Annotated in this window: 15 protein-coding genes; 13 read left to right on the top strand and 2 right to left on the bottom strand. The window is 68.4% G+C overall.

The genetic code is table 11. The features are described from left to right. The first annotated feature begins 33 nt into the window (after positions 1-33). The 10 genes from H0B43_RS02720 to H0B43_RS02675 all read left to right on the top strand — a co-directional run bounded on the left by H0B43_RS02720 (position 34) and on the right by H0B43_RS02675 (position 11,500). On the top strand, positions 34-786 hold the full coding sequence (locus H0B43_RS02720; RefSeq protein ID WP_185729397.1) for a YebC/PmpR family DNA-binding transcriptional regulator: 753 nt from the start codon (positions 34-36) through the stop codon (positions 784-786). A gap of 143 nt (positions 787-929) precedes the next feature. Next, positions 930-1,499 carry a crossover junction endodeoxyribonuclease RuvC gene (ruvC, locus tag H0B43_RS02715; RefSeq protein WP_185729398.1) on the top strand — a complete coding sequence of 190 codons (570 nt, stop codon included), beginning with the start codon at positions 930-932 and terminating at the stop codon, positions 1,497-1,499. After that, complete coding sequence (gene ruvA / locus H0B43_RS02710) at positions 1,496-2,098, top strand: Holliday junction branch migration protein RuvA (protein ID WP_185729399.1); 603 nt, start codon at positions 1,496-1,498, stop codon at positions 2,096-2,098. The genes ruvC and ruvA overlap by 4 nt, the downstream gene beginning before the upstream one ends. Further along, positions 2,095-3,192 carry a Holliday junction branch migration DNA helicase RuvB gene (gene ruvB / locus H0B43_RS02705; RefSeq protein ID WP_185729400.1) on the top strand — a complete coding sequence of 366 codons (1,098 nt, stop codon included), beginning with the start codon at positions 2,095-2,097 and terminating at the stop codon, positions 3,190-3,192. The genes ruvA and ruvB overlap by 4 nt, the downstream gene beginning before the upstream one ends. A gap of 136 nt (positions 3,193-3,328) precedes the next feature. Continuing rightward, positions 3,329-3,706 (top strand): preprotein translocase subunit YajC, encoded by a 378-nt coding sequence (yajC, locus tag H0B43_RS02700; RefSeq protein ID WP_185729401.1) that lies wholly within the window; start codon positions 3,329-3,331, stop codon positions 3,704-3,706. A 144-nt stretch (positions 3,707-3,850) separates the two neighbouring features. Beyond that, positions 3,851-5,521 carry a protein translocase subunit SecD gene (gene secD / locus H0B43_RS02695; RefSeq protein ID WP_185729402.1) on the top strand — a complete coding sequence of 557 codons (1,671 nt, stop codon included), beginning with the start codon at positions 3,851-3,853 and terminating at the stop codon, positions 5,519-5,521. Next, positions 5,518-6,750, top strand: a complete 1,233-nt coding sequence (gene secF / locus H0B43_RS02690; protein ID WP_185729403.1) for a protein translocase subunit SecF — start codon at positions 5,518-5,520, stop codon at positions 6,748-6,750. Before secD ends, secF begins: the two co-directional genes overlap by 4 nt. Position 6,751: 1 nt before the next feature. Next, positions 6,752-8,491 carry an ABC transporter substrate-binding protein gene (locus H0B43_RS02685; RefSeq protein ID WP_185729404.1) on the top strand — a complete coding sequence of 580 codons (1,740 nt, stop codon included), beginning with the start codon at positions 6,752-6,754 and terminating at the stop codon, positions 8,489-8,491. Next, complete coding sequence (locus tag H0B43_RS02680) at positions 8,488-9,021, top strand: adenine phosphoribosyltransferase (RefSeq protein ID WP_185730136.1); 534 nt, start codon at positions 8,488-8,490, stop codon at positions 9,019-9,021. The genes H0B43_RS02685 and H0B43_RS02680 overlap by 4 nt, the downstream gene beginning before the upstream one ends. Before the next feature lie 103 nt (positions 9,022-9,124). After that, positions 9,125-11,500 (top strand): bifunctional (p)ppGpp synthetase/guanosine-3',5'-bis(diphosphate) 3'-pyrophosphohydrolase, encoded by a 2,376-nt coding sequence (locus H0B43_RS02675; protein ID WP_005241006.1) that lies wholly within the window; start codon positions 9,125-9,127, stop codon positions 11,498-11,500. A gap of 68 nt (positions 11,501-11,568) precedes the next feature. On the opposite strand, the gene H0B43_RS02670 is transcribed toward H0B43_RS02675, so the two are convergent. Together H0B43_RS02670 and H0B43_RS02665 are read right to left on the bottom strand one after the other, a co-directional pair. Continuing rightward, positions 11,569-12,363: a peptidylprolyl isomerase gene (locus tag H0B43_RS02670; protein ID WP_185729405.1), complete on the bottom strand. Its 795-nt coding sequence runs from the start codon at positions 12,361-12,363 to the stop codon at positions 11,569-11,571. Between the two features lie 22 nt (positions 12,364-12,385). Next, on the bottom strand, positions 12,386-13,264 hold the full coding sequence (locus H0B43_RS02665; RefSeq protein WP_185729406.1) for a peptidylprolyl isomerase: 879 nt from the start codon (positions 13,262-13,264) through the stop codon (positions 12,386-12,388). A 177-nt stretch (positions 13,265-13,441) separates the two neighbouring features. On the opposite strand from H0B43_RS02665, the gene H0B43_RS02660 reads away from it, so the two are divergent. From H0B43_RS02660 to H0B43_RS02650, 3 genes are read left to right on the top strand one after another with little or no spacing between them, the layout of a single operon-like run. Next, positions 13,442-14,122, top strand: coding sequence for an MBL fold metallo-hydrolase (locus tag H0B43_RS02660; protein WP_185729407.1), 681 nt, complete (start codon positions 13,442-13,444; stop codon positions 14,120-14,122). A gap of 15 nt (positions 14,123-14,137) precedes the next feature. Continuing rightward, positions 14,138-15,409, top strand: coding sequence for a histidine--tRNA ligase (hisS, locus tag H0B43_RS02655; protein WP_185729408.1), 1,272 nt, complete (start codon positions 14,138-14,140; stop codon positions 15,407-15,409). Next, positions 15,372-16,031: a hypothetical protein gene (locus tag H0B43_RS02650; RefSeq protein WP_185729409.1), complete on the top strand. Its 660-nt coding sequence runs from the start codon at positions 15,372-15,374 to the stop codon at positions 16,029-16,031. The genes hisS and H0B43_RS02650 overlap by 38 nt, the downstream gene beginning before the upstream one ends. Positions 16,032-16,034 lie beyond the last annotated feature (3 nt).

Below are 16,034 nucleotides of genomic sequence, written 5' to 3'. Positions count from 1 at the left end.
TGCCAAAGGCAGCAGGAAAGGGGCTTGAATCGCATGAGCGGCCACTCCAAATGGGCCACCACCAAGCACAAGAAGGCTGTGATCGACGCCAAGCGTGGCAAAGCCTTCGCGAAGCTGATCAAGAACATCGAGGTGGCGGCCCGTACCGGCGGTGGCGATCCTGCGGGAAATCCCACCCTGTACGACGCTATCCAGAAGGCCAAGAAGACGTCGGTCCCCAACGACAACATCGAGCGCGCGCGCAAGCGTGGCGCCGGTGAAGAGGCGGGCGGCGCCGACTGGCAGACCATCATGTACGAGGGCTACGGGCCCAACGGTGTCGCCGTCCTCATCGAGTGCCTCACCGACAACCGCAACCGTGCGGCGGGCGAGGTCCGTACCGCGATGACCCGCAACGGCGGCAACATGGCCGACCCGGGTTCGGTGTCCTACCTGTTCGCGCGCAAGGGCGTCGTGACGCTGGAGAAGGGCGACCAGACCGAGGACGACGTGTTGATGGCGGTCCTCGATGCCGGCGCCGAAGAGGTCACCGATCTCGGCGACACGTTCGAGATCGTGAGCGAGCCCACCGACCTCGTCGCCGTCCGCAGCGCTCTGCAGGAGGCGGGCATCGACTACGACTCCGCCGAGGCCGACTTCCGCGCCTCCGTCGAGGTACCCGTCGACGCAGACGGGGCCCGCAAGGTGTTCAAGCTCGTCGACGCGCTCGAGGAGTCCGACGACGTGCAGAACGTCTACACCAACGTCGATCTCTCCGACGAGGTCCTCGCCGAACTCGACGACTGATCGCACGACGCACGACGCACGGCGCGGGGCGGGGGAGCGGACGCTCGCCCGCCCCGCGCCGTCCTGCGTGTTGGTGCGCCGACTCGTCCGACCCCACGACTAAGCTATCGAACAGCTGTTCGGCGTGGGAGAGGTGGCTTTGCGTGCGTGTGCTGGGTGTGGATCCCGGTCTGACCCGGTGCGGATTCGGAGTGGTGGACGGTGGCAGCGGTCGCACCGTCACACCGGTGGCGGTCGACGTGGTGCGCACCCCCGCCGATCTGGAGTTGTCGTCCCGGTTGCTCCGGATCTCCGAAGCGGCCGAATCGTGGATCGACCTCCACCGGCCGGAGGTCGTGGCGATCGAGCGGGTGTTCTCCCAGCACAATGTGCGTACCGCGATGGGAACCGCGCAGGCCGGCGGCGTCGTTGCCCTCGCCGCCGCGCGCCGCGGGATCCCCGTGTGCTTCCATACCCCCAGCGAGGTCAAGGCCGCCGTCACCGGGAGCGGTTCGGCCGACAAGGCTCAGGTGACCGCGATGGTCACCCGGATCCTGAAACTGGCGGCCGCACCCAAACCGGCAGACGCAGCGGACGCGCTGGCATTGGCGATCTGCCATTGCTGGCGGGCGCCGATGATCGAACGCATGGCCCGCGCCGAAGCCGTGGCCGCCGAACAGAAACGTCGCTACCAGGCCCGACTGGCCGAAGTGAAGAAGGCAGGTACACGATGATCGCGTCCGTCCGCGGCGAGGTGCTCGAGATCGCCCTCGACCATGCGGTAATCGAATCCGCGGGCGTGGGTTACCGCGTCAACGCGACGCCGGCCACGCTCGGCGGGCTGCAGCGGGGGTCCGAGGCGCGGCTGGTCACCGCGATGATCGTCCGCGAGGACTCGATGACCCTGTACGGCTTCCCCGACTCGGAGTCCAAGGAATTGTTCGGGCTCCTCCAGACGGTGTCGGGTGTCGGTCCACGCCTGGCGATGGCGACCCTGGCCGTCCTCGAACCTGAAGCACTGCGGTCGGCGTTGGCCGAGGGCAACGTCACCGCACTCACCCGGGTACCCGGGATCGGCAAACGGGGAGCCGAGCGGATGGTCGTCGAACTGCGCGACAAGGTCGACGCGGTCGCGACCTCGTCCGGCGCGGTCCCGCTCGGCGCTGCGGGCGGCGGATCGGTCCGCGACCAGATCGTCGAAGCCCTCGTCGGGCTCGGATTCCCGGCCAAGCAGGCCGAACAGGCCACCGACTCCGTCCTCGCCGAGGCACCCGCGTCGACCACCTCGTCCGCGCTGCGGTCCGCGCTCTCCCTGCTCGGGAAGACGAGATGAAACCCGAACCCGGCGGCGGCCCTGACGAGGAGTCCCCGGTCTCGGCCGACCTCGTCGCCGGCGACGGCGACATCGAGGCCAGCCTGCGGCCGAAAAACCTCCACGATTTCATCGGCCAACCGCGGGTCCGGGAGCAGTTGCAACTCGTTCTCACCGGCGCCAAGATGCGCGGCGGCACCCCCGACCACATCCTGCTGTCCGGACCGCCCGGGCTGGGCAAGACCAGCATGGCGATGATCATTGCCGCCGAACTGGGCTCGTCGCTGAGGCTGACGTCGGGTCCGGCGCTCGAGCGGGCCGGCGACCTCGCCGCGATGCTGAGCAATCTCGTCGAGGGTGACGTGCTGTTCATCGACGAGATCCACCGTATCGCCCGCCCGGCGGAAGAAATGCTGTACCTCGCGATGGAGGATTTCCGGGTCGACGTCGTGGTCGGCAAGGGCCCCGGCGCCACGTCCATTCCCCTGGAGGTCGCGCCGTTCACCCTGGTCGGGGCCACCACCCGCTCGGGTGCGCTCACCGGGCCGCTGCGGGACCGCTTCGGGTTCACCGCCCACATGGACTTCTACGAACCCGCCGAGCTACAGCAGATCCTCATGCGTTCGGCCGGGATCCTCGGCGTGCAACTCGGTGAGGACGCGGGCGCCGAGATCGCGAGCCGGTCCCGGGGAACGCCCCGCATCGCGAACCGCCTGCTCCGACGGGTCCGCGACTACGCCGAGGTCCGCGCGGACGGTGTCGTCACCCGGGAGATCGCGCACGCGGCTCTTGCCGTGTACGACGTCGACCAACTGGGTCTCGACCGACTCGACCGATCCGTCCTCAGTGCCCTGGTGCGCAGCTTCGGCGGTGGGCCGGTCGGCGTGTCCACCCTGGCCGTCGCGGTGGGTGAGGAGCCCGCCACCGTCGAGGAGGTGTGTGAGCCCTTCCTCGTTCGCGCCGGAATGATCGCCCGGACACCCCGCGGCCGCGTCGCCACTGCGGCCGCGTGGATGCAATTGGGCCTGACCCCTCCGCCGGACGCCGTGACCGGCGGAATCGACGTCCGCGTCAACGAACCGCAGGCTTCCCTGTTCGATCCGGAAGGCCCCTGATCGGCCCCGGAAGAAACGCCCGCCTCGTGCCGACCGAACCGGTCTCCGGGCCGGTGATGGCACACTGGTGTATTGCATCGGTCCAACCGGGACCTGTGCTTCGGACCGTGCGACATACCTCGAGGTTGACTTACAGATGGATTTTCTCTTCCCGCTCCTGATTCTGGCGCTGCTCGTCCCGATGTTCCTGGGGATCCGCCGGCAGAAGAAGGAGGCGGCCAAGGCGACTGCCCTGCAGGACTCACTCTCGGTAGGCGACCGCATCCTCACCACTGCCGGTCTGCACGGAACCGTCGTCGGGCTCGGCGACGAGACGATCGAGCTCGAGATCGCCCCGGGCGTGGTCACCACGTGGTCGCGTCTCGTCGTGCGCGAGCAGATCGTCGACGCCCCGCTGCGGGGTGACGGCGCCATCGACCACGAGTCGATCGATGCCGAGACCTCCGCCGCCGACACCGCGCGCGAGGATCGTGAGAGCGGCGCGGACACCACGCCGAGGCTCGACAAGGATTGATCGACGCGTCCGCGGCGTACCCGTGCGGCCGTCGCGTCGCGGGCCCGCCCGGCGCGGCCACCGGGGCACAGCCCTGCGTGTGCCGTTCCGGTGCGCTGTGAACGTTCCCACTCGAACTGCACGTACTGAGGAGACATAGAGATCGTGGCACCTTCCACAGGATCGGTGCATCCCGTCCGCTACCTCACCGTTTTCGCGGTGCTCGTGGCGGTTCTGTATGCCCTGGTGTTCTTCACCGGCGACAAGTCCGCGACACCGAAGCTGGGCATCGACCTGCAAGGCGGGACCCGGGTCACCCTCACCGCACGCACACCGGACGGCAGCAAGCCGACGCCGGACAGCCTGCGGCAGGCGCAGGAGATCATCGAGACCCGCGTGAACGGACTCGGTGTGTCCGGCTCCGAGGTGGTCATCGACGGCGACAACCTGGTCATCACGGTCCCGGGCGACGACAGCGCGCAGGCGCGGTCGCTGGGCCAGACAGCGCGGTTGTACGTCCGTCCGGTCCAGACGTCTCAGGCGGCGGCCGCCACCGGCGGGACCGCACCGGCCGCCGGTGAGACTCCGGCGGGCACTCCCGCGGGCACCGAAACGCCCGCGCCGCAAAACCGGCCGTTCCCGGCGCAGGATCCCTCCACGTCGCCCGAGCCGGCCCCGACGACGGAACCGGCACCCGCCGACGCCTCCGGCACGGAGACGGGCGAGGCGGCCGACGAGATCGCGGCCGCCCGGGCTACGCGTCAGAGCACCGATCCCGCCGTTCAGAAGCAGGCGATGGCCACGCTCGACTGCGGCGTACCCGACCCGCTGCGCGGCAACGACGACCCGGCCCTGCCGCTGGTCGCGTGCTCGACCGACGGTCAGGCCGTTTACCTGCTCGAGCCCGCCATCATCGACGGCCAGGAGATCGCCGACGCGACGTCGGGCTACAACTCGCAGCAGTCGCGGCACGAGGTGAGCCTCACGTTCAAGTCCGAGGGCAGCGACACCTGGGCCACGTTCACGTCGCAGAACATCGGCAAGCAGGCCGCGTTCACGCTCGACTCCAAGGTGGTGAGCGCACCGGTCGTGCAGGGTGCGACACCGGCAGGCAGTTCGACGTCGATCACCGGATCGTTCACCGCGGACAGTGCGAAGGAACTCGCGAACACCCTGAAGTACGGTTCGCTGCCGCTCTCGTTCGCGGCCTCGGAGGCGGAGACCGTGTCGGCGACGCTGGGTCTCGCCTCGCTGCAGGCCGGTCTCATCGCCGGTCTGGTGGGCCTGGTCCTCGTGTTGATCTACTGCCTGATCTACTACCGCATGCTCGGGGTGCTCACGGCGCTGTCACTCGTGCTCTCGGGGTTGATGGTCTACGCGATCATGGTGCTGCTCGGCCGGTACATCAACTTCACGCTCGACCTCGCGGGCATCGCAGGTCTGATCATCGGTATCGGTATGACGGCCGACTCGTTCGTGGTGTTCTTCGAGAGAATCAAGGACGAGATGCGGGAAGGCCGCAGCTTCCGGTCCGCGGTTCCCCGCGGCTGGGCACGTGCGCGCCGAACCATCCTGTCCGGTAACGCGGTCAGCTTCATCGCGGCCGCGGTCCTGTACGTCCTCGCGGTGGGTCAGGTGCGTGGTTTCGCGTTCACACTCGGCCTGACCACCATCCTCGATGTCGTCGTCGTGTTCCTGGTGACGTGGCCGCTGGTTCATCTGGCCTCGAAGTCGCCGTTCTGGTCCAAGCCCTCGGTCAACGGGCTCGGAGCCGTGCAGCAGATCGCCAGGGAACGCAAGGCTGCCGCAGCGTCGGCGAAGGAGTCACGAGTATGAGCGAGTCGACCACGTCGTCGCAGACTGCGGCGCAGACGGACCCCGAGTCTTCGCTGTCCGATTCGGGTGTCAATCAATCGTCGATGCCCCACCACAGCCTGCTGTCGCGGCTCTACACCGGTACCGGCGCCTTCGAGGTCGTCGGCCGCCGCAAGTTCTACTACATCCTGACCGGCACGATCGTGCTGATCTCGCTGCTGAGCATCCTCGTCCGCGGGTTCACCCTCGGCATCGACTTCGAGGGTGGGTCGCGGATCCAGTTCCCCGCCGGCGACGGTATCGAGACCTCGCAGGTGGAGGACGTCTACTCGCAGGCGCTGGGCATGGATCCCGTCTCGGTGCAGACGGTCGGCTCGGGTTCGAGCGCGACGGTGCAGATCCGCTCCGAGGCGCTCGACGCCGCGCAGGTGGTGAAGCTGCAGGACGCGTTGTACGACGAGTTCCAGCCGAAGGACAGCGACGGCGCCGTCAGCAAGAACGTGATCAGCGTGGCCGACGTCAGCGAGACGTGGGGTGGGCAGATCACCCAGAAGGCGCTGATCGCGCTGCTTGTGTTCCTGGTCATCGTCAGCGTGTACATCGCCGTCCGATTCGAGCGCGACATGGCGATCGCCGCGATCGTCGCGTTGTTCTTCGACATCACCGTCACGGCGGGTGTGTATTCGCTGGTCGGGTTCGAGGTGACCCCGGCGACGGTCATCGGCCTGCTCACCATTCTCGGTTTTTCGCTGTACGACTCGGTGGTGGTGTTCGACAAGGTCGAGGAGAACACGCGGGGAATCCTGCACCTGACGCGTCGCACGTACGCCGAGCAGGCGAACCTGGCGGTCAACCAGACCCTGATGCGGTCCATCAACACGACGTTGATCTCTGTTCTGCCGGTGCTGGCGTTGATGGTGGTCGCGGTGTGGATGCTCGGCGTCGGAACGCTGAAGGACCTGGCGTTGGTACAGCTCGTCGGCATCATCGTCGGCGCCTACTCGTCGATCTTCTTCGCGACACCGCTTCTCGTGACGCTGAAGGAGCGGTGGGGTCCGGTGGCCGCGCACACGCGCAAGGTCCTCGCTCGCCGCGCGACCCTGGCAGAGGGCGGAGGGCAGAAGGCGGCGGCCACCGCCACCGCCGGAGCCGCGGCACCGGACGCGGGCACCCCCCGCCGGCGGACGTCGGCGACCGCACCCACTCCGGGGTCACGTCCCACCGGGAAGCGCAACAAGAAGAGGCACTGACATGCCCGCATCGCACAGCACCCGGCGTGGTGTGTTCCGCCGGCACGGCCGCCCCGCGGCCGTGTCGGGCGCCGGCCTCCTTGCGACCGTGCTCCTCGCCGGCTCACTCGTCGGATGTTCGGACGACGGCGAGCAGATCCCGTCGATCGGGTATGCGATCGACAACAACGTCACCACCTACAACGCCAACACCGTCGCGGGTGCGGTGTCGGGGGCGCGGCAGGCGTTCGCGCGGGTGCTGCCCGGGTTCAACTACACGGGACCGGAAGGCGGGCCGGTGGCCGACACGGACATCGGCACGGCCAACGCGATGCCGGGCGACGCCCTCACGATCCAGTACAAGCTGAACCCCAGCTCCGTCTACTCCGACGGTGTCCCGATGTCCTGCGACGATCTGGTGCTGGCGTGGGCGGCGAACAGCGGCCGCTTCCCGATGTTCGCCGCGGCGAGCACCGCCGGTTACGCGGACATCGACCGGATCGACTGCCAGACCGGTGCGAAGGACGCCGTCGTCACGTTCAAGGCGGGACGGAACGTCACCGACTGGAAATCGCTGTTCGGCGCGACGTCGATGATGCCGGCCCACGTGGTCGCGAGTGCCGTCGGCGTTCCCGACATCGTTGCCGCCGTGCAGAATTCGGACACCGGGGCACTCTCGCGCGTCGCGGACTTCTGGAACGACGGCTGGACGATGACGGGCGGCGACCTCGACCTCGCCAAGTTCCCCGCGTCCGGCCCCTACAAGGTCGAATCGTTTTCCGCGGACGACGGCCTGGTCCTCGTCGCCAACGACCGCTGGTGGGGGAACCGCCCCGCCACGTCCCGGATCGTGGTGTGGCCCAAGAATTCCGACGTGAGTGCCCGGATCGGTGACGGGTCCGTGGAGGTCGTGGACGTCGCCGCCGGATCGGCGCCGGATCTGGACCTCTCCGGATTCGACGTGTCGGAGGTGTCCTCGCGCAGCGTCGAGCAGTTCGTCCTGTCCACGTCGGGTCTGTTCGAGACCGCCGCTGGCCGCCGGGCGTTCGCGCTGTGCCTGCCCCGCGACGAACTGGCGTCGAAGTTCGGGATCGCCGCGGACCCGCAGGAGACCGGCGGTGCCGCGGCCGGGTCACCGGTCGACACGCGGGTCACCGCCCCCGACAGCCTCATCCACCAGTCGGTGGAGGGTGCCGTGGGCGGCCGGTACCAGACCGCGGACACGGCGGCGGCGACCGCCGCGCTGGCCGACACCGACAACACGTCCGCGACCGTCCGGATCGGGTATCTGGGGCCGAACCCGCGCCGCGCCGAGATAGTGTCCGCGGTGGCGGCGGCGTGCGCTCCGGCCGGCATCACCGTGCAGGACGTCGCCTCGCCGGACTTCACCCCGTCCCTGCTGCGCGAGCGCCAGGTGGACGTGGTCCTCGCGGGAACGGCGTCCGCTCCCGGTGCGGCGGGCACCGCGGGGGCCACCACCGCGATGTACGCCCTGCACAGCGGAAACGGATCGAACTTCGGCGGTTACACCAACGGCCGCGTCGATCAGATCGTCGACCAACTCGCCGTCGACGATTCGACCGCCACCCAGCTGTCGCTGTCGACGGAGGCGGAGAACATCCTGTGGTCCGAGATGCCGACGGTGCCGTTGTTCGACCAGCCGCGCACCGTCGCGTTCGCGAACGGTTTGCAGGCCGGAACAGTCAATCCGACGCGCTCGGGCGCCGGCTGGAACATGGACAGGTGGGTTCTGCGCAGGTGACCGATCATGCTGCGGCTCGCGACGCCGTCACCCGGCTCACCCGGTGGGCCGAAGACTTCCCGCAGCCGGGCGTGCGGTTCGCCGACCTGACGCCGGTCTTCTCCGACGCCGCGGGTTTCCGGGTCGTCGTCGACGCGCTCGCCGCCGCCGCCCCAGAAGCGGAGGTGATCGCCGCCGTGGACGCGCGGGGGTTCCTCCTCGGCGGCGGGGTGGCCCGGGAACTGGGATCGGGTGTGGTCGCCGTCCGGAAGTCGGGCAAGCTGCCGCCGCCCGTCCTGGCCGAGTCGTACACCCTCGAATACGGCACGGCGACGCTGGAGATCCCGGCCGAATCGATCGGCCTCGACGGTCGCGCGGTGCTCGTCGTCGACGACGTCCTCGCCACCGGCGGAACACTGGAGGCCACGGCGCGGCTGGTGGAATCTGCTGGTGCCCGGGTGATCGGCGTCGCGGTCGTCCTCGAGATCGCGGCGCTCGGCGGCCGTGAGCGGCTCCGAAAGTACCCGCTCACGTCCCTCGTCACGGTCTGAGTACTAAAGTTGTGCCTGGTGGTCGACACGGCCACCGGGGCGCATGCCCGAGACCAACCAGGGCCGCAGGGCCCGAGCCATTTCAGTGGTAGGAGGTGACGGCATGACTTCGAATCTTGATCGGTCGCAGAACACGGGATCAACCTCGTCTGCACAATCCGATGCCGAGTCACCTGCAGCGAACCCGGCTTCCGGTAACAACCGTGGGGCACAGGGATTCGCCGTTCCGGCGTCCGCATCGCGCCGGGTACGAGCGCGACTCGCCAGGCGCATCACGGGGCAGCGGAATACGACCATCCGGCCGGTTCTCGAACCCCTCGTCAGTCTGCATCGCGAGCTCTACCCCAAGGCCGATCTGGCGCTCCTGCAGCGCGCCTACGACGTGGCGGAGGAACGGCACGCCAGCCAGCGCCGCAAGTCCGGCGACCCGTACATCACGCATCCACTTGCCGTCGCCAGCATCCTCGCCGAACTGGGGATGGATACCACGACCCTGGTCGCGGCGCTGCTCCACGACACCGTCGAAGACACCGGGTACTCCCTCGAGCAGTTGACCGACGAGTTCGGCGAAGAAGTCGCCCACCTGGTGGACGGGGTCACCAAACTCGACAAGGTGGTGCTCGGCAACGCCGCCGAGGGCGAGACCATCCGCAAGATGATCATCGCGATGGCCCGTGATCCCCGTGTGCTCGTGATCAAGGTCGCGGACCGGCTCCACAACATGCGGACCATGCGGTTCCTGCCGCCGGAGAAGCAGGCCCGCAAGGCCCGCGAAACTCTCGAGGTGATCGCGCCCCTGGCTCACCGGCTGGGCATGGCGACCGTGAAATGGGAACTCGAAGACCTGTCCTTCGCGATCCTGCATCCCAAGAAATACGACGAGATCGTGCGACTCGTCGCCGACCGGGCGCCGTCGCGGGACACCTACCTCGCGAAGGTCCGGGCGGAGATCAACGCGACGCTGACGGCGTCACGCATCAACGCGGTCGTCGAGGGCAGGCCCAAGCATTACTGGTCGATCTATCAGAAGATGATCGTCAAGGGCCGCGACTTCGACGACATCCACGACCTGGTCGGTGTGCGGATTCTGTGCGACGAGGTGCGGGACTGTTACGCGGCAGTCGGTGTCGTCCACTCCCTGTGGCAGCCGATGGCGGGCCGGTTCAAGGACTACATCGCGCAACCGCGGTACGGCGTCTACCAGTCGCTGCACACGACGGTGGTCGGCCCCGAGGGCAAGCCGCTCGAGGTGCAGATCCGCACCCACGACATGCACCGCACCGCGGAGTTCGGCATCGCCGCGCACTGGCGGTACAAGGAGACCAAGGGCAGGCACTCCGGTGACGTCGCCGAGGTCGACGACATGGCGTGGATGCGTCAGCTCCTCGACTGGCAACGTGAGGCCGCCGACCCGGGGGAGTTCCTCGAGTCGCTCCGCTACGACCTCGCCGTCAAGGAGATCTTCGTCTTCACTCCCAAGGGCGACGTCGTCACGCTGCCCGCCGGGTCGACCCCCGTGGACTTCGCGTACGCCGTGCACACGGAGGTCGGGCACCGCTGTATCGGCGCCCGGGTCAACGGCCGTCTGGTGGCGCTCGAGCGGAAACTGGAGAACGGCGAGGTTGTGGAGGTCTTTACCTCCAAGGCCGTCAACGCCGGCCCGAGCCGCGACTGGCAGACGTTCGTCGTCTCGCCGCGGGCGAAGACGAAGATCCGGCAGTGGTTCGCCAAGGAACGCCGCGAAGAGGCGCTCGAGGCGGGCAAGGATGCGATCGCGAAGGAAGTCCGGCGGGTCGGTCTGCCCTTGCAGCGCCTGATGAATGCCGAATCGATGGCGTCCATCGCGCACGAACTGCACTACACCGACGTGTCGATGCTCTACACCGCGGTCGGCGAGAGTCATGTGTCGGCGCAGCACGTCGTCCAGCGACTGGTCGCCCACCTCGGTGGGGTCGGCGACGTCGAGGAGGAACTGGCCGAGCGCTCGACCCCGTCCACCATGCCGATGCGTCCGCGGAGCACCGGGGATGCGGGTGTGCTCGTTCCCGGCGCGGAGGGCACGGTCGCCAAGTTGGCCAAGTGCTGCACCCCCGTTCCCGGCGACGAGATCATGGGGTTCGTGACCCGGGGCGGCGCGGTCAGCGTCCACCGCACCGACTGCACCAACGCCGGCTCGCTGCAGGAGCAGTCCGAGCGCATCATCGAGGTCAAATGGGCGCCCTCACCGTCGTCGGTGTTTCTGGTGGCCATCCAGATCGAGGCGCTCGACCGGCACCGGCTGCTGTCGGACGTGACGAAGGCGCTCGCGGACGAGAAGGTCAATATCCTGTCGGCGTCGGTCACGACGTCCGGCGACCGGGTGGCGATCAGCAAGTTCACGTTCGAGATGGGCGACCCGAAGCACCTCGGGCACGTGCTGAACGTGGTGCGCAACGTCGAGGGCGTGTACGACGTGTACCGGGTGACGTCCGCCGCCTGACAAACCCGAACGGGACGGTCGTGCGCACTCACCGCACGGCCGTCCCGTTCGGGTTTCCGGGGAGCGGGTCAGCCGACCTTCGCGGTCTCGATCTGGACCGGGGTGTTGGGCTTGCCGCCGCCCGCCGCCATGGATCCGTCGTCGCCGTCCGCGGCAATCTTCTCGACGGTCGCGAGACCCTCCTCGGAGATCGAACCGAACACGGTGTAGTTGGGTGGGAGCACCGAATCGGCGTAGACGAGGAAGAACTGGCTGCCGTTGCTGTCCGGTGTCCCGCTGTTGGCCATCGCGACGGTGCCGCGCGGATAGACCACCGGATTCGCGAGTGCCGGATCGTTCGGTGCGAACGCGGTCTCCGGGTACTCCGTGGTGAAGGCGTAGCCCGGTCCGCCGGTGCCCTTTCCGCTGGGGTCGCCGCACTGCAGCACCTGCAGACCCAGTTCCGTCGTCAACCGGTGGCAGGGTGTGTCGTCGAAATAGCCCTGCTGGGCCAGGCTCGTGAAGCTGTTGACCGTGCACGGGGCCTCGGCGCGGTCGAGGACGAGGCCGATCGGTCCGGCGCTCGTCGTCAGGTCGACCGGGACGGTGCCCTCGGTGGACACGCCGGACGTGGGTGGCGGGGTGACGTCCTTGGCCGCCGGCTGCCCGGCCGGATACGTGCAGTCCACGGTGGCAGCGGCGGGCGCCGGGACCGCGGGCAACGTACCGAACTTGGACAGGTCGAGCGATTGCGCCGCCGCGCTCGTGGGTGCCGCCTTGGAGGTCGTGCTCGTCGACGAGCCACCGGAGTCGGACGAATCCGAACAGCCGGCGAGGAGGACCGCGAGGCTCACGCCTGCGACGAGGATCGAGGTGCGTTTCATCGGTCCATCCTCACACGGGATGTCAGTCCATCCGGACGGACGTGATGTCGATGGGCAGGTTGGGCTTGCCGCCGCCGGCCTGCATCGATCCGTCGTCTCCGGCCGCGGCGACCTTCTCGATGGTCGCGAGCCCGGTCTCGTCGATCGTGCCGAACGCCGTGTACTGCGGCGGAAGCTGCGAATCGGCGTAGACGAGGAAGAACTGGCTGCCGTTGGTGCCGGGCTGTCCGGTGTTCGCCATCGCGATGGTGCCGCGCGGGTACGTCACCGGGACCTGCAGTGCCTGATCCGAGGCGTCGTACTGGTCGGTGGGGAATTCGTTGGCGAACCCGTAGCCCGGGCCGCCGGTGCCCGCGCCCGACGGGTCACCGCACTGCAGGACCTTCAGTCCCTCGGACGTGACGAGCCGGTGGCACGGGGTGTTGTCGAAGTAGTTCTGGCTCGCGAGGCTCAGGAAATTGTTGACCGTGCACGGGGAGTCGGCGTTGTCCAGGGTCAGGCCGATATTGCCCTGGGTCGTCTGCATGCTGACGCTGACTTCCTTCAGGGTCGTGTCGATCTCGTCGGTCCGCGGCGGGTTCACCTGCTTCGCGGGCGGCTGATCGTCGGGGGTGTACGTGCAGGACACCTTGTCCGGCAGTGGTTCGGACCGGCCGGCCGGCATCACACCGGGCGACTGCGGCGACGCCGACACGGATTCGGCCGCCGACGCGTCTGTCGCGTTGTCGTCGCCACTGGTGAGGGCGAAGACGACCGCGCCCGCTGCCACCACGAGCACCACCCCGAGCACCGAACCCGCGATGGTGAGCTGCTTGCGCTTGCGCGCCCTGTCGGCGCGGCGTTCGAGCTGACGCTCGAGCTTTCGTTTGGCTGCTTCCCGGCGCTGCTCGTTGCTCGGCACTGCGGTGGTCCTCCCGTTTCGGTCTGTCTGGAAGTCGGTCGATCTAGCAGTCGGACGGTGCGTATAACCCCCGGCACACGACCTCCAGAGTCTGCCATCCGAACCTGAGAGCATCCTGGCCGGGCGGCGGCTTAGGCTGTAGCGACTGCAATGATCACTCGAACAGGAGCGTCACGCGTGCTCGTCACAGGATTCCCGGCCGGGATGTTTCAGACCAACTGCTACATCCTCGCGCAGGACGATGCCCAGGAATGCGTCGTCGTCGACCCAGGACAGGACGCCGCCGAACCGCTGTTCGAGTTCCTGGACCAGTCGAATCTCACCCCCACCGCGGTTCTCCTGACCCACGGTCACCTCGACCACGTCTGGAACGCGTACGACGTGTGCGAGAAGTTCGGGATTCCCGCGTACATCCACCCCGAGGACCGGTACATGCTGTCCGACCCCGGTCGCGGCATCGGTCCCACGATGAAGCCGTTCATCGAGGGCATGACGTTCGTCGAGCCCAGCGACGTGATCGCCCTCGCCGACGGCGACGTGATCGAGCAGGCCGGGATGTCGTTTTCCGTCGATCACACCCCCGGCCACACGCAGGGGTCGGTGATCTTCCGGACCCGGGTCGACACCGGAAACGGTCCCGTCGAGATCGCCCTCACCGGCGACACCCTGTTCCAGGGGTCGATCGGCCGCAGCGATCTGCCCGGCGGCAATCACGAACAGTTGCTGCAGTCCATCGCCGACAAGCTGCTGATCCTCGCCGACGACACGGCGGTTCTCCCCGGACACGGCGGGTCGAGCACCGTCGGCGCCGAGCGTGGGTCGAACCCCTTTCTCGTTGGACTCTCGGGATCGAAATAAGGAAAAGTAACGACAGTGAGCAAAGCCAGCACCTTCTCCGCCCCCAAGGGCGTTCCCGATTACGTCCCACCGCAGTCCGCCGAGTTCGTCGCGGTCCGTGACGGACTCACGCGCGCGGCGCGACTGGCCGGGTACGGCCACATCGAGCTGCCCATCTTCGAGGACACCGGGCTCTTCGCCCGCGGTGTCGGCGAGTCCACCGACGTCGTCAGCAAGGAGATGTACACGTTCGCCGACCGCGGTGACCGTTCGGTGACCCTGCGTCCCGAGGGCACGGCGGGCGTGATGCGTGCCGTGATCGAGCACGGCCTCGACCGCGGCCAGTTGCCGGTGAAGCTGAGCTACGCGGGCCCCTTCTTCCGCTACGAGCGTCCGCAGGCCGGTCGCTACCGGCAGTTGCAGCAGGTCGGGGTGGAGGCCATCGGAGTCGACGATCCGGCGCTGGACGCCGAGGTCATCGCCGTCGCCGACGCCGGGTTCCGAGGTCTCGGTCTCGAGGGCTTCCGGTTGGAGATCACCTCCCTCGGCGACGACACCTGCCGGCCGCAATACCGGGAACGGTTACAGGACTTCCTGTTCGCCCTTCCCCTCGACGAGGACACGCGCCGACGCGCGGAGATCAACCCGCTGCGGGTTCTCGACGACAAGCGCAAGGAGGTACGCGAGATGACGGCGGACGCACCGCTGATGCTCGATCACCTCTCGGACACCGCGAAGGCGCACTTCGACGAGGTGCTCGCCCACCTCGACGCCCTGGGCGTGCCCTATGTCGTCAACCCGCGCATGGTCCGCGGCCTCGACTACTACACGAAGACGACGTTCGAATTCGTCCACGACGGACTCGGCGCGCAGTCGGGCATCGGCGGCGGCGGACGCTACGACGGCCTGATGGCACAGCTCGGCGGTCAGCCGTTGTCCGGCATCGGATTCGGGCTCGGCGTCGACCGCACGGTCCTCGCGCTCGCCGCGGAGGGCAAGACGGCAGGCTCGACCGCCCGCTGTGAGGTGTTCGGCGTCCCTCTGGGCGACGAGGCGAAGGCGAAGTTGGTGGTGATCGCTCAGCAGTTGCGCGCCCAGGGGATTCGTGTCGATCTCGCATACGGCAACCGCGGGGTGAAGGGCGCGATGAAGGCCGCCGACCGCTCCGGCGCCGCACTGGCACTCGTGCTCGGCGACCGCGACATCGCCGAGGGCACGGTGGGAATCAAGAATCTCGCCACCGGCGATCAGGAATCGGTGTCCTCGGCGGATGTCGTCGCGCGCGTCGGAGTCATCCTTGGTGCGTGACGACACCCCGCCGGTGTCACTCGACCTCGTTCCGATCGAGTTGATCGCACCGCGGCTCAAGCGGGTCGCCGCGATCGCCGTCCTGATCGGTGTGGTGGTCGGCGTCATCGTCGGGTTCTTCGGGCCCGTGTGGGTGGGTGTGACGGTCGGGGTCGTGATCGCGGTCCCGACGGCCGCGTCCGCGCTCCTCACGTTGCGCCGTCGAGTCACGTTGCAGAACGGGCGGATCCGCTCGACCGGAGGACTGCGCAGCCGGCATGTCGACGTCACCCGGGCGGTCGCGACCGAACTGGTGGTTCGCTCGGCGCGGGTGAGCGAGGTGAGTGTCCGGATCACGGATCCGGACGGTGCCCTCGCGGTGCCGCTCGCCCTCTACACGACCGACGGCGGTCGTGAACTCGAGGTGCTCGGGCTTCGCAGACTGGCCGACGCATTGACCACGAGCGAACTGGTACCGGCTGCCGCGATCGCGTCGGTGCTCATCGAGCAGTTGCGCGCCGAGGCGCGGGGCGCGGCGCTGCCCGAACGCCCGCTGTTCCGTGCCGTGGAACTGGTGCGTTCGGAAGGCCGCGTTCCCACCACCACGCTCACCGATCGCGAGGTGGCCGCGCTCGTCGACTGAGCG

The sequence above is a fragment of the Rhodococcus sp. 4CII genome (assembly GCF_014256275.1).
Taxonomy (GTDB): domain Bacteria; phylum Actinomycetota; class Actinomycetes; order Mycobacteriales; family Mycobacteriaceae; genus Rhodococcus_F; species Rhodococcus_F wratislaviensis_A.
Note: the sequence above shows the minus strand (reverse complement) of the source record. Positions and strands in the feature narration are given on the sequence as shown.

Bases quoted from the DNA above. Each gene is read 5' to 3' on its own strand.
- H0B43_RS02720 (WP_185729397.1), top strand. From the start codon at position 34: ATGAGCGGCCACTCCAAATGGGCCACCACCAAGCACAAGAAGGCTGTG.
- ruvA (WP_185729399.1), top strand. From the start codon at position 1,496: ATGATCGCGTCCGTCCGCGGCGAGGTGCTCGAGATCGCCCTCGACCAT.
- ruvB (WP_185729400.1), top strand. From the start codon at position 2,095: ATGAAACCCGAACCCGGCGGCGGCCCTGACGAGGAGTCCCCGGTCTCG.
- yajC (WP_185729401.1), top strand. From the start codon at position 3,329: ATGGATTTTCTCTTCCCGCTCCTGATTCTGGCGCTGCTCGTCCCGATG.
- secF (WP_185729403.1), top strand. From the start codon at position 5,518: ATGAGCGAGTCGACCACGTCGTCGCAGACTGCGGCGCAGACGGACCCC.
- H0B43_RS02685 (WP_185729404.1), top strand. From the start codon at position 6,752: ATGCCCGCATCGCACAGCACCCGGCGTGGTGTGTTCCGCCGGCACGGC.
- H0B43_RS02675 (WP_005241006.1), top strand. From the start codon at position 9,125: ATGACTTCGAATCTTGATCGGTCGCAGAACACGGGATCAACCTCGTCT.
- H0B43_RS02670 (WP_185729405.1), bottom strand. From the start codon at position 12,363: ATGAAACGCACCTCGATCCTCGTCGCAGGCGTGAGCCTCGCGGTCCTC.
- H0B43_RS02650 (WP_185729409.1), top strand. From the start codon at position 15,372: ATGTCGTCGCGCGCGTCGGAGTCATCCTTGGTGCGTGACGACACCCCG.